Genomic DNA, 13,821 nt, shown 5'->3' with positions numbered 1-13,821 from the left:
GTGGTGTATCGCTGATCTGGTTAGAACCTACGGCAGGGGGTGCGGCTCCGACAGGCGGAATCGCGTCCCGTCATGCACCTCGCACACCTTCTTCACACGCCCCGACCCGGAACGCCGCAGCACCGGAACCCGAGGGAATCCGCCCGTGGGCGGTCTCCCGGATTCCGGTGCTGCGGTGTCTCGGGCGTCAGATGCGCGAGAAGGCCTGCTCGATGATGTCGAGACCCTCGTTCAGGAGGTCCTCGCCGATGACCAGCGGGGGCAGGAAGCGGAGGACGTTGCCATAGGTGCCACAGGTCAGGACCAGCAGGCCCTCCTGGTGGCAGGCCTTGGCGAGCGCGCCGGCCGCCTCCGGGTTCGGCTCCTTGGTGGCGGGGTCCTTGACCAGCTCGATCGCGATCATGGCGCCACGCCCGCGGACCTCGCCGATGATGTCGAACTTCTCGGCCATGGCACCGAGGCGGGTCTTCATGACCGACTCGATGTTCTTCGCCTTGGCGTTGAGGTCGAGCTCCTTCATCGTCTCGATCGCGCCGAGCGCACCGGCGCAGGCCACCGGGTTGCCGCCGTAGGTGCCGCCCAGGCCGCCGGAGTGCGCGGCGTCCATGATCTCGGCGCGGCCCGTCACGGCGGCGAGGGGCAGACCGCCCGCGATGCCCTTGGCGGTCGTGATCAGGTCCGGGACGATGCCCTCGTCCTCGCAGGCGAACCACTGGCCGGTACGGCAGAAGCCGGACTGGATCTCGTCCGCGACGAAGACGATGCCGTTGTCCTTGGCGAACTGGCTGATGGCCGGCAGGAAGCCCTTCGCGGGCTCGATGAAGCCGCCCTCGCCGAGAACCGGCTCGATGATGATCGCGGCGACGTTGTCGGCGCCGATCTGCTTGTTGATCATGTCGATGGCCTGCGCGGACGCCTCGGCGCCGGCGTTCTCCGGGCCCGTCAGCCAGCGGTAGCCGTAGGCGACCGGCACGCGGTAGACCTCGGGCGCGAACGGGCCGAAGCCGTTCTTGTACGGCATGTTCTTGGCGGTCAGCGCCATCGTGAGGTTCGTACGGCCGTGGTAGCCGTGGTCGAAGACGACGACGGCCTGGCGCTTGGTGTACGCGCGGGCGATCTTGACGGCGTTCTCGACGGCCTCGGCGCCCGAGTTGAACAGGGCGGACTTCTTGGCGTGGTCGCCCGGGGTCAGCTCGGCGAGCGCCTCGGCGACGGCGACGTACCCCTCGTACGGCGTGACCATGAAACAGGTGTGGGTGAAGTCCTGCAGCTGGGCGGAGGCCCGGCGCACGACGGCCTCGGCGCTCGCGCCGACCGACGTCACGGCGATGCCGGAGCCGAAGTCGATGAGGCGGTTGCCGTCGACGTCCTCGATGATCCCGCCGCCGGCGCGCGTGGTGAAGACAGGGAGCACCGACCCCACACCGGCCGCGACCACGGCGGTGCGTCGGGCCTGCAGCTCCTGCGACTTCGGGCCGGGGATGGCGGTGACGACGCGGCGCTCCTGCGGAAGTGCGGTCATGAGGGGCTCCCTGATGATCTTGCGAACCGGACGGTCCCCGGCGAACGCGGGGTGTCCGGGCGGGGGGTTTTCGGACGCTTGCCTTCTTTCTTCGCAGGCTAGAGCCGAGGAGGGGGGGTCGGCATGCGCCATGTGGGCGTTGTCGGAGGAATCGGTTGTCCGCGGTGGACATAGAGGAGCGGACGCCCGGTGGTCCCGTCCCGCCGCGGGCCCGGCCGTGTAAACGGTGAACTCGCCCCGCAGGAGCACTAGATTGGCCTCGGAGCGACAGGCGGACTGGCTGGTCAGGGGGCAAGGGCGATGGACGGCTACGGGACCCAGGATGCGCGGGGTACGCATGCGAATCCCGTGCCACCTCCAGCGGGGCCACCGGACATGCCCGCAAGGCCGGCGTTCCTGCCGCAGCAGGCCCGTCCAGTGGTCGCCGACTGGCTCAACGAGCCGCGCCCGGGTGCCCGGCCAGGTATCTGGCGCTACGGGTACAGCTTGCCGAAGGCCGCGCGGGCCCAGGGGAAACTCTCACCGGTCACCGTCATCGGCCTGGTCATCCCACTGGTGGTCGGGATGATCGTGTGGTCCTTCTGGAAGCGGGGCGTCATTCCGTATCAGTGGACGCTCCTGCGGCTTTTCACCCCGGACGACTGGTGGTGGGGCGGCACACTCGTTGCTTACAAAAAAGACGTGGGGCGCGGCGCAGACGCCCTGGTGGCCTACAACGGCATCTTCTTCGTTCTGCTCAGCATCGCGATGAGTCGACTGGGTAGCTGGCCACAGGCCTTCCGCTACTACTTCGAGCGTAGGCGACAGCCCGCACGAGCTCTGCTCGCACTCCTCGGCGCCCTCTTGACCCTCAGCTTCGTCTTCCCGGGCGCGTTCCCCGGAGTCGGCTGGGATCCCGCTCCGATCGTTGATCCGATCTTTTCTCTCACCTACGCCATTTCGGGTAGTTACAGCCTCTTCAGCTCGCTGTTGTTCGTCTACGGCGTGTACACCGCCTTGGTTCTGCTCTTCACCTGGCCCTTTGCCCGCCTCGGCGGCTGGTGGCCGCTTACCCGGACCTGGCTCGCCGCGCGCAGCCGCAGGAAGGACGAGGGGCCCCTGCAGACGGCCCCCGACGAGCCCCGGGCACGCTGGCCCGAACTGCGCGCGGCCGGGCAGCACGAAGCGGCGGACATCCTCACCGCCGAGGTGCTCGCCGGCCGGATGAACGACGTGGACTGCGCCCGGGTGGGACGCGCCTGGACACAGGCCCGGAGCCTGGCACGGATCACGGCATTCACCGACGCTGTGCGGCGCCAGGGCGCCGCCGCCCTCGCCCACCCCTCCGGCGCCCGCGACCTGCCCGTCCGCGCCGCCCGGCACGACCTGCTCACGGGACAGGTGCGCATCGGGCGGTGGGCGAGCGGTGACCGTACGCCGCTCGCCTACGGCGGGGTGGGCGCGGCTATCGGGCCGGAGACGCTCGGCACGTCGCTCCTCGTCGTGGGACCGTCGGGGTCCGGCAAGACCCGGCATGTGATCGCCCCGGTGGTCGAAGGCCTCGCCCTCCAGGCGCTGACCGGCCGGTGCGCGGTCGTCGCCGTTTGCGCCGCCGGGACGGCACTCGCCCCGGACTCCGCCTTCGACGTCGTGGTACGCGTTGGCGACCCGGCGTCCGTCCACGACCTGGACCCCTACGCCGAGTCCGACGACCCCGACGAGGCTGCCGCCCTCCTCGCCGAGGCCCTGGCCGGTGACCTCGACACCATGGGTGTCCAGCGGGCCGCGACGACGCTCGCCCAGCTGCTCGGCCCGTACCGGGCGGCGTACGGCGCGTTTCCGTCCCTGCCCGTCCTGCGGGAGCTGCTCGAGGGGGAGCGCGGGGCGCTGGCGGACCTGCACGAGGCGCTGGCGGACGAACGGCACCTGGCCATGCGCCGGGAGCTCGACGCCCGGCTCCGGCAGACCGGCACCCCCGCCGACCCCGCCCCGGCTCTCGCCGACCGGCTCGCCCTGCTGGACCGGCCGGCCTTCGCCGACTTCTTCGGCGCGGGCGACGACACGATCCGCCCCTTCTCGCTGCGCGCGGTGGCCCACCACCCCCTCCGCGTCCGCATCGACCTGCCCGAGCACGGTCATGAGGAGGCGTCCCGGCTCATCACCCGACTCGTCCTGGCCCAGTTCACCGCCGTCGTCCGCGACACCGGCCGGGCGCACTTCGCCGGGCTCGTCCTCGACGACGCCACCGGCGCGGTGACCGCCGAGTCCGTACGCCGGACGCAGCGACTGCGTTCGCAGAACGCGGGCGTGGTGCTCGCGCTGCGCACCGTCGCCGACGTCCCCGAGGCCCTGCACGGACCGCTGTACGGTGCGGTCGGCTGCCGGATGGCCCTGTCCGGGGTCACGACCTGGGACGGCGGCAGGTTCGCGGCCGCCTGGGGCACCGAGTGGGTGGAGACGCATGACGTGGCCCAGCACACCGTCTTCGCCGACCAGCCCATGACCCGGGCCATCCATGCCCTGCGCAAGCTGGTGACCGGCAAGGCGGTGACCACGGACGCCGTGACCGTGCGTCAGGTCGAGCGGGAACGCTGGTCCGCCTCCGAACTGGCGCACGCGGTCCCGCCCGGCCACGCCGTCCTGTCGCTGACCAGCGTCGAGGGGGAACACGCCCCGCCGCTGCTGGTGGACCTGCGCGGCTGACGGGCCCCCAGGCGTGACGTATCGAGGGGGGCGTATGGATATACGGCCCCGCTGACCAGGGTGTCCGGGCATGAACGCACGCGGCGACCGTACGGTGAGGCAGAATCGACACAGGCCGTTCATACGCCGCGGCCAAAAGATCACAGAGATCACAGCGATCACACCGACCTGAAGGCCTCATGCCCCCCACGCTCGCCTCGCTCGTCCACCACTCCGCGCTCAAGCTCACGGTGCGCGCGGGCGAGGACCGCCTGGACGTGCCGGTCCGCTGGGCACATGTCAGTGAGCTCGCCGACCCCGTGCCGTACATGGAGGGCGGGGAGCTGCTGCTGATCACCGCGCTCAAGCTGGACGCGGACGATCCCGACACCATGCGGCGCTACGTGAAGCGGCTGGCCGGTGCCGGAGTCGTCGGGATCGGCTTCGCCGTCGGGGTCAACTACGACGAGATCCCGAAGGCGCTCGTCGACGCGGCCGAGGAGGAGGGGCTGCCGCTCCTCGAAGTGCCCCGGCGCACCCCCTTCCTCGCCATCAGCAAGGCCGTGTCCGCCGCCATCTCCGCGGATCAGTACCGGGCCGTCACCGCCGGGTTCGCCGCACAGCGCGAACTCACCAAGCAGGCGCTGAACGACGGACCGGAGGGACTCCTCTCCGCGCTCGCCGGACAGGTCGACGGATGGGCGGCGCTCTACGACGCGTCCGGCGCCGTCGTCGCCACCGCGCCGGACTGGGCGGGGCGCCGCGCCGCCCGGCTCACCCCGGACGTGGAGCGGCTGCGCGAGCGGCCCGCACCCGCGAGCTCTGTGGTGGGCGGGGAGGACCGCGTCGAACTGCACTCCCTCGGAACGGGCCGCAGGCCGCGCGCCGCGCTCGCCGTCGGGACCGCCGGAGCCCTCGGCACCGCCGAGCGCTACGCCGTGCACTCGGCGATCGCCCTGCTGACACTCACCACGGAACGCTCTCGGTCCCTGCACGCCGCCGAACAGCGGATCGGCGCGGCCGTGCTGGGGATGCTGCTCGCCGGGGAGCCCGACCACGCACGGGCCGTCGCCGGGGACCTGTACGGCGAACTGCTCGACGCGCCCTTCCGGCTGATCATCGCCGAGTCGGTGTCCGCGTCGGCCGGGCGGGCGCACGCCGACGGGCACGCGCGCGTGGGCGCCGCCGCGCCCTCCAAGACCCCCGTCGCCGTGGCACACGTCAACGGCGACCCGCTGGGCGGCCTCGCCGAGGTCGTCGAATCCGCCGCCGCGCGTTCCGGGGAGTCCGTGCTCGTCGTGCCCGACGGGGAGCGGCTCGTCGTCCTCGCCGTGGACGGCGGCGCCGCGGTCGCGGCCTGCGGGGACTACGCCGTGGTGCTGGAGTCGGCGCGGGCCGTCCCGCGCGAGCAGCTCGCCGGGGCCGCAGGGGACGAGGACGAACTCGTCGTCGGGCTCTCGGCCCCGGCCGGCCCGATCGCCGCCCGCGCCGCCTACAAGCAGGCGGAACAGGCCCTGTCCGTCGCCCGGCGGCGGGGCCGGTTCCTCGTCGAGCACGAGGAACTGGCGGCCGGTTCCGTGCTGCCGCTGCTCGCGGACGACGCGGTACGGGCGTTCGCCGACGGGCTGCTGCGGGCCCTCCACGAGCACGACGCCACCGGGCGCGGAGACCTGGTCGCCTCGCTGCGGGCGTGGCTGTCGCGCCACGGCCAGTGGGACGCGGCGGCCGCCGATCTGGGGGTCCACCGGCACACGCTGCGCTACCGGATGCGCAGGGTCGAGGAGATCCTCGGCCGGTCGCTGGACGATCCCGACGTCCGGATGGAACTCTGGCTGGCCCTGAAGGCCACGGCCGCGACAGGGGAGTGAACCAGTCCCGCCGCCGCCAGCAGCTCGCCGGCCGCAGGCCTCGAAATGGCTGAGGCGGCGCCCCACCCGGTGACGGTGACCCGGGTGACCTGCCCGCACGGGTCGCCGGGCGGCCCGGTGCCGACCGTGGCCGAGTGACCTCTGCGATCAGGCCAAACCGGCGTACCCCGGCCTCCGACTGTTACGCGCCGGACAAACCACCGGCGGTGTTCCCGGCCCTACCGTGGACGGGAAAGCGCAGGACCACCAGAAACACCCCCCATCGTCACCCCTCAATATGGAAGGGCCGGGACTCGCACATGCCCCAGGTAGAAATTGTGGGGGCCACCCACGCCTTCTGGCTCGCCGGCCGCCAGGCCACCGGTGAGACCGCCTTCGACGTCACCTCGCCGTGGGACGGCCGGGTCGTCGGGCAGGTCAGCGTGCCCACCGAGGCCCAGGTCGAAGAGGCCGTGGCCGCCGCGTACGCCGTGCGGGACGAGTTCGCCGCCACCCCGGCCCACGTGCGTGCCGCCGCCCTCGACCATGTCTCGCGCCGCCTCGCCGAGCGCACCGAGGAGATCGCGCAGCTCATCTCCGCCGAGAACGGCAAGCCGATCAAGTGGGCCCGGGGCGAGGTCGGCCGCGCGGTGTCCGTGTTCCGCTTCGCCGCGGAGGAGGCCCGCCGCTTCAACGGCGGCGAGGCGCAGCGCCTCGACACCGACCTGGGTGGTCAGGGCCGGCTCGCCCTCACGCGCCGCTTCCCCAAGGGTGTCGTCCTCGGTATCGCGCCCTTCAACTTCCCGCTGAACCTGTGCGCCCACAAGGTCGCCCCGGCCATCGCCGCGGGTGCCCCGATCATCCTGAAGCCGGCGCCCGCGACCCCGCTGTCCGGTCTGATCATCGGTGATCTGCTGGCCGAGACCGACCTCCCGGCCGGTTCGTGGAGCATCCTTCCGGTCGCCAACGAGAAGATGCCCGCCCTCGTCCAGGACGAGCGACTTCCGGTCATCTCCTTCACCGGTTCCGAGACCGTCGGTTACGCGATCATGGACTCGGTGCCGCGCAAGCACTGCACCCTGGAGCTGGGCGGCAACGGCGCGGCCGTCGTCCTCGCCGACTTCGCGAGCGACGCGGACCTCGACTGGGCCGCGACCCGGATCGCGACCTTCTCCAACTACCAGGGCGGCCAGTCCTGCATCTCGGTGCAGCGCGTGATCGCGGACGCGGCGGTGTACGAGCGGCTGCTGCCGCGCATCGTCGCGGCGGTCGAGGCCCAGGTCACCGGCGACCCGTCCGACGACACGACGGATGTCGGCCCGCTGGTCAGCGAGGCCGCCGCCGAGCGCGTCGAGTCGTGGGTGGACGAGGCCGTCGCGGCCGGCGCCACGCTGCTCACCGGCGGCAAGCGCGACGGTGCCTCCTACGCGCCGACCGTCCTCGCCGACGTGCCGGCCGACGTCACGATCTCCTGCGAGGAGGTCTTCGGACCGGTCCTCACCGTGCAGAAGGTGGAGGGCGAGGCTGCTGCCTTCGCCGCCGCCAACAGCTCCAAGTACGGCCTCCAGGCAGGTGTGTTCACGCACGACCTGCAGACCGCGTTCCGCGCGCACCGCGCCCTGGAGGTGGGTGGCGTCGTGATCGGCGACGTGCCGTCCTACCGCGCCGACCAGATGCCGTACGGCGGTGCGAAGCAGTCCGGCGTCGGCCGCGAGGGCGTCAAGTTCGCGATGGACGACTACACGTACGAGCGCGTGCTGGTGCTGACGGGCCTCGCCCTCTGACGCAGACCTCACCGAAACCGACGGCCGGAGCCCACTGTGCGGGGGCTCCGGCCGTCGGCTTGTCCAGGTGGGGAGCGAGGCGTTCTTGACGATCGCCGCTGCGGCAGCGCCGGCCTTGGGGAACTCCAGACGGCGACCTCCGTGAGTGCCCGGTGTTCCGGTGCTGCCGACGCTCCGTCAGGACGCAACAGGCCAGGGACGTTTGCCTCCACGTGATTTCTCTGACGAGACCACCTGGGAGGCCGCCCGGCCGCTCGGCGAGGTCTTTCCCACCGACCCGAACGGGCTCACCGGCCAGCAGGCGACCGCCCTCCGTCTCCTGGCCGGGGGCCATACCGACGAGGCGATCGCCGAACGGCTCGGGGTGTCGCACCGCACGGCCCGGCGGATCGCCTCCGAACCGATGGACCGCCTCGGCGCACGCAGCCGTTTCGAGGCCGGCGCACGCGCCGTTCAGCAGGGCTGGCTGCCGACTGCCGACCCGCCCGTGAATGGCCCGGACAAAAAAAGACCCTGTCCCGGACAACGCGGGACAGGGTCTTCACAGAGCGCCGGGCAGGCCTTGCACCTGCATTTCCCCGCAGGAAGCGGGGCGTCTTTCCTTGGACCACCAACGCATCGCGAAAGGCGTGACCTCCGCCAATCTGCTGAAGATCATATTAGCGCACGGCCCGGGAGGAGCAAACACCCCGGCCCGGGGCCGGGTTGCCGAGCGTCCAGGGCAGGTGCAAGGCCGGGTGTCTCGGGAAGAGCTCATGGATGCCCACGGGCTCCGGCCGTCGGTCTTCGAGACGTGACCGAAAACGACATGTCTAGTGACAATCGTTTTCAGCTAAGGTCGCCCGAGAAGGGGCCCGGCACCGATGCCTTCCGGTGCCGGACCCCTGTGCCGGCCCCTCCGGACCCTCAGCCGGAGAAGCCGACGTGCGCGAGCCGGACGGGGCCGCGCAGTCTGAGGTGGACGTCGTGCACACCCTCGGCGGCGAACGCGGCCGTGCGGGTGCGGTAGTCGTAGGGCCCCTGGGTTCCGCTCGGCGCGAGTTCGGCGACCGGCCTGCCGTCCGGCGGCGGTTCGGTGACGCGCGCACCGTGTGGCCGCAGTTCGTTGACCTGTGCATCGCCCGGCGGCAGTTCGGTGACCGGCGCACCGCTCGGCGGGGGCCAGGACATCGACGGGCCGCCGTCCAGCGCCAGTTCGACAACCCCCTCGCCCGTCGCCTCGATGACGACCCCGGTGACGCCTTCGCCGAAGTCGCAGTTCCGGTAGAGGAGTTCCCCCGTGCCGCCGTCGACGGGGGTCACCGCGTCGCCCGCCGCCTTCGTGCGGTCGACGATGACGGTGTTTCGCTGCTCGTCGAAGTCGGCGGCGTTCAGGCCGCGTTCGCGGACCGGTCGGGGAGCGTCCGGTTCGCCGTCGAGTTCGACGATCGCACCGAGCCGGATGTCCTCGCTGGACGCGCCGACCAGCAGCTCGTACGTGCCCGGCTCCAGGCGCCGCCGACCGTGTGCCACGTCCCAGAACTCCAACGCGGAGAGCGGGAGTTCGAAGGAGACGACGGTCGCGGCGCCCGGGGTGAGGCGGACCCGGCGGTGCGCCGCCAGCTCGCGGCGCGGGCGGGACACGGACGGGGCGACCGCGCGGGTGTAAAGCTGGACGACCTCGTCGGCGGTCACGGTCGCGGTGTTGGTGACGGTGCAGGAGACCGTCAACGCGGCTGCCTCTCGGCGGACTCGAAGGTCCGAGTAGGCGAACGAGGCGTAGGACAGGCCGTGTCCGAACGGGAACAGCGGAGTCCCCTCGAAGTAGAGATAGGTCTGCCGCCCGCCGATCACGTCGTAGTCGAGCAGGCTGGGCAGGTCGTCGTCGCCGGCGTACCAGGTCTGCGGGAGGCGGCCCGCGGGGGAGACGTCCCCGGCGAGGACGCGGGCCAGCGCGGTGCCCGCCGCCTGGCCGCCGTGCGCTGTCCACAGCATGGCGGGCAGATCGGCGGGGTCGACCGCGTACGGGTAGGCGGAGACCAGGGCCAGCACCGTGTCCGGGTTCGCCGCGCGGGCGGCACGCAGCAGCCGCTCCTGATGGGCGGGCAGCCGCAGCGTCGTACGGTCCTCGGTCTCTCGTCCGTTGATGTGCGGGTCGTTGCCCGCGACGACGAGGACCACGTCGGCCGAGGCGGCGGCGCGCGCCACCGCGTCCTCGCCGCGTTCGCCGAACTCCAGCTCGAAGATCTCGGCGTTCCCGGCGTCCTCCGCGGCAACCTTCACGCCGTCGGCGGCGACAGAGACGTACCCGCCCGTCCCCAGGTGCTTCAGGAGATGGCCGTTCTCATGGGATGCGGAGGGTTCCAGCCGGAAGGTCTCCTGGACGACCCAGCCGCCCGGCCGGTCGGCGGAGGCGCGGACGAAGCCGTCGTCGGCGACGGAGAGGTACCGGCCGTCGGGGGCGCGCAGGGTGAGGACTCCCTCGCCCCAGTCGATCAGCGCCAGTTCGGTACCGGCGGCGTCGGCGGTCAGCGGGGGCAGATCCGTGCGGCCCGCGAGCAGCGCCGGGTCGAGGGCGCCTTCGGCACCGCGTGCCTCCTGCGCGGGGTCATCGGCGGCGGGCACCGCGAGATACCCGCCGGACGACGTCCTCAGCCGTACGCGGTCCACGCCCTCGGCGAAGTCCACGCGCTCGGCGCCGAAGCGCTCGTACAGGCCTTCCAGCGGGGTCGAGCGGTGGATGAGCGTGCCGCTGTACCAGTCGAGCTTGCACTCGTCGGCGAGCAGACCGACGACGGCGATCCGGACGCCGGGGCGAAGCGGCAGCAGACCGTCGTTCTTGAGCAGGACGATCGCCTGCTCCGCGGCTTCCCGGGCGAGCGCGCGGTGGGCGGGCGTGTCGAAGTCGTCGACGGCGGCGTACGGGTCGAGGCCCGGATCGAACTCGCCCAGCCGGAAGCGAACGGTGAGCTGGCGGCGGACCGCGGTGTCGATGTCGGCCTCGGTCAGCAGGCCCCGCTCCAGGGCGCCCCGGACGCGTCCGGCGATCCGGGAGCCGTCCGTGCCGTGGTCGGTGAAACTGTCGACGCCGGCGCGGAGCGCGGCGGCGGTGGCTTCCTCGTGGGTGTCGAAGTAGTGCTCGGAGTCGACCAGGTTGGAGGGTGCGCCCGCGTCCGAGCAGACCAGCAGATCCTGGTCGGTCCAGGCCCGCAGGTGCTCGCGCAGATACGGCGAGACGTGGTTGGGGCGGCCGTTGACCAGGTTGTACGCGGGCATCACCCCGGCGACGGCGCCCGCTACCACGGTGTCGCGGAAGGCGCGCAGATCGTACTCGTGCAGCACACGCGGGCGGACGGACGAGGACGAAGTGTCCCTGCTCGTCTCGTTGTTGTGCGCGAGCCAGTGCTTGAGCACGGGCGCGGTACGCCAGTAGGCCGGATGATCGCCGCGCAGACCGCGGGTGTACGCGGTGGCGATGGCGGAGGTGAGCCCCGGATCCTCCGAGTAGCCCTCCTCGTTGCGGCCCCACAGCGGGTGGCGCAGCAGATTGACCGTGGGGGACCAGACGTTGAGGCCCACGCGGTCGTCGCGGGCGCGCATCGCGCGCACCTCCGACGAGACGGCCTCCCCGACCCGGCGCACGAGATCCTCGTTCCAGGTCGCGCCGAGCCCGACGGCCTGCGGGAACACCGTCGCCGGACCCATCCAGGCGACCCCGTGCAGTGCCTCCTGGCCGGTGCGGAAGGCCTGCACTCCGAGTCGCTCGACGGCGGGGGCGAACTGGTGCAGGAACGCGATCCGTTCGTCGAGGGTGAGCCGCGCCAGCAGGTCGTCGATGCGCTTCGCGAACGGCAGGCTCGCGTCACGGAAGGGCGGCATGGGTGGCGTCTCTGCGGTCACGTGGTGATCCCTTTGCGATGGAGCGGAGGGCGCTTTCGAAGCGCTTCGATGCTCGATCGACGGAGGGGTGGGTGTCAAGACACCCGGGCGCAGCACCTTCGTTTCTCGCCAGTGATGTCAAGTGTCAGGCGGAACACCTCTCTTGCGTGACACCTCCGAGGAATCTTGGGATCGACCCTTGTGCACCCCCAGGCGTTCACTTAACCTCGCAGCAACATCGAAGCGCTTCGATTGACGGACTTCCCTCCTCGGAGGGCACAGTCCTCCGAGGGACCGCTTCAGCTCAGCCAGATCCACTCAAGACACCGCAGCCGACGGCTCCACCGCCGGGTGTCCTGCTGTGCGCCATGAAGGGTTGACGCAATGACGCCGAACTCCGCCACCTCCGCCCCCAGCCGGAGAAGCTTCCTCGCCTCCACTGCGGTCGCAGCGGCCGCCGTGGCCGGCGGAATGCCCCTGCTCGCCGCCTGCGGCGGCGGACAGGACGGCAACAAGGACGGCACCACCTCGGGGAAGGACGCCCAGAAGATCCTTCCGACGTTCGTGGCGTCGAGCGTCGTCACGCCCGACATCCCCTCGAAGAACGGATCGGCGGCGGGGTTCACGCAGGCGATCGACCTGAACGCGCTGAAGACGGCCGTCCCGAAGAAGCTGGGCGGCGGCAGCGACCTGAAGATCATGTCGCCGTTCTGGGGCAGTCCTCCGGCAGGCGACAACGCGTACTACACGGCCATGAACGAGGCCATCGGCGTCAAGGCGACCTGGCAGAACCAGGACGGCAACACCTATGACGAGAAGCTGGGCGCGATCCTCGCCTCCAGTGACATCCCGGACGTGGTGGTCGTCCCGGGCTGGAACCTCAACGGCAAGATACCGAGCGCGATCGACGCCAAGTTCGCCGACCTCGGCCCGTATCTGTCCGGCGACAAGGTCAAGGACTATCCGAACCTCGCGGCCGTACCGACCGACGCCTGGCAGCGCTCCATCTTCGGCGGCCGGCTGCGCGCGATCCCGATGCCGGCCTCGTACGTCACGAACATCGCGCCCTTCTACCGCAAGGACATCTTCGCCAAGAAGGGCTACACCCTGCCCAAGTCGCCCGACGAGTTCCTGTCCTGGGCGAAGGAGGCCACCGACGCCAAGGCGAAGGTATGGGCCTGCGACGACCTCAAGTGGACGGCCTTCAACATCTACGGCGTCCTCAACGGCAGCGACAAGGCGCTGTGGTGGGACCTGAGGGACGGCAAGCTGGTCAACCGGATCGAGACCGCCGAGTACCTCGAAGCCCTGGAGTGGACACGCAAGCTGTACGCGGCGGGGGTCGTCCACCCCGACGCCAAGGCCGTCAAGGGCGACGCGTCCAACCGGTTCACCGCGGGCCAGTCCCTCGTCTTCAACGGCGACCTGTCCTACTGGTACGGCTCGACGGCCGAACAGCGCACCCAGAAGACCGACTTCGAGATGGGCGCGTTCGACATCTTCGGTCCCGACGGCGGGAACCCCACGCTCTGGGCGACCCAGCCCGCGGGCATCTTCACCTTCGTCAGCAAGAAGGCGTCCAAGCAGCAGATCAAGGACTTCCTCGCGCTCGCCGACTTCTGCGCGGCCCCGTACGGCACCAAGGAGTACATGCTCACGGTGTACGGCGTCGAGGGCACCGACTACACGGTCAAGAACGGCCTGCCCACCAAGACCACCAAGGGCACCAACGAGGTCAACGGCGCCTACGACTACACCGGCGACCCGGCCGCCTACCTCGCCCACCCCGATCTGCCGGAGATCGCCAAGCTCCAGGTCGAGTGGCAGCAGCGCATGGGCGCCTTCACCAAGAAGTCGTCCTTCTACGGTCTGACCATCACCGAGCCCAACCGGTGGACCAACCTCGCCAACGACTTCGAGCAGCTGGAGGACGACATCGTCCGGGGCCGCAAGAAGATCGGCGACATGCAGCAGGCCGTCGCGGACTGGAAGCAGAAGGGCGGCGACGACCTGCGCGCCTGGTACAAGAAGCTGCTCGACGACAACGGCTCCACGGCCAAGTGACCCAGGGCTGAGGCAAGGAGAAGGCCGTGTCCGACAGCACGGTGCCTCGGAGCAGGGCCGGGGCCGAGGCGGGAAAGAGGCCGGA

At 71.1% G+C, this 13,821-nt stretch carries 6 protein-coding genes, 1 tRNA gene and 1 pseudogene; 5 read left to right on the top strand and 3 right to left on the bottom strand.

Translation table 11 applies throughout. The features are described from left to right. Positions 1-187: 187 nt before the first annotated feature. Positions 188-1,522 (bottom strand): 4-aminobutyrate--2-oxoglutarate transaminase, encoded by a 1,335-nt coding sequence (gene gabT / locus ACZ4N5_RS25885; RefSeq protein ID WP_467759446.1) that lies wholly within the window; start codon positions 1,520-1,522, stop codon positions 188-190. A gap of 300 nt (positions 1,523-1,822) precedes the next feature. Between gabT and ACZ4N5_RS25880 the strand changes: the two genes are divergently transcribed. From ACZ4N5_RS25880 to ACZ4N5_RS25865, 4 genes and pseudogenes are all read left to right on the top strand, one after another. Further along, a complete protein-coding gene (locus ACZ4N5_RS25880) occupies positions 1,823-4,204 on the top strand; it encodes an ATP/GTP-binding protein (protein ID WP_467759445.1) in 2,382 nt (793 codons plus the stop codon). Positions 4,205-4,383: 179 nt separating this feature from the next. Next, complete coding sequence (locus tag ACZ4N5_RS25875) at positions 4,384-6,051, top strand: PucR family transcriptional regulator (protein ID WP_467759444.1); 1,668 nt, start codon at positions 4,384-4,386, stop codon at positions 6,049-6,051. Between the two features lie 317 nt (positions 6,052-6,368). Further along, positions 6,369-7,814: an aldehyde dehydrogenase family protein gene (locus ACZ4N5_RS25870; protein ID WP_467759581.1), complete on the top strand. Its 1,446-nt coding sequence runs from the start codon at positions 6,369-6,371 to the stop codon at positions 7,812-7,814. Positions 7,815-7,959: 145 nt separating this feature from the next. Continuing rightward, positions 7,960-8,193, top strand: a pseudogene (locus ACZ4N5_RS25865) (helix-turn-helix transcriptional regulator); the annotation flags it as partial. A gap of 168 nt (positions 8,194-8,361) precedes the next feature. On the opposite strand, the gene ACZ4N5_RS25860 reads toward ACZ4N5_RS25865, so the two are convergent. Further along, positions 8,362-8,431: transfer RNA gene (locus ACZ4N5_RS25860), tRNA-Gly, on the bottom strand. Between the two features lie 289 nt (positions 8,432-8,720). Beyond that, positions 8,721-11,693: a glycoside hydrolase family 3 C-terminal domain-containing protein gene (locus ACZ4N5_RS25855; protein WP_467759443.1), complete on the bottom strand. Its 2,973-nt coding sequence runs from the start codon at positions 11,691-11,693 to the stop codon at positions 8,721-8,723. A 363-nt stretch (positions 11,694-12,056) separates the two neighbouring features. Between ACZ4N5_RS25855 and ACZ4N5_RS25850 the strand changes: the two genes are divergently transcribed. After that, positions 12,057-13,736 carry a type 2 periplasmic-binding domain-containing protein gene (locus ACZ4N5_RS25850; RefSeq protein ID WP_467759442.1) on the top strand — a complete coding sequence of 560 codons (1,680 nt, stop codon included), beginning with the start codon at positions 12,057-12,059 and terminating at the stop codon, positions 13,734-13,736. Positions 13,737-13,821: the final 85 nt, after the last annotated feature.

The sequence above is a fragment of the Streptomyces sp. NPDC026500 genome, from assembly GCF_055567635.1.
This window is presented reverse-complemented; position numbering and strand designations above follow the sequence as displayed.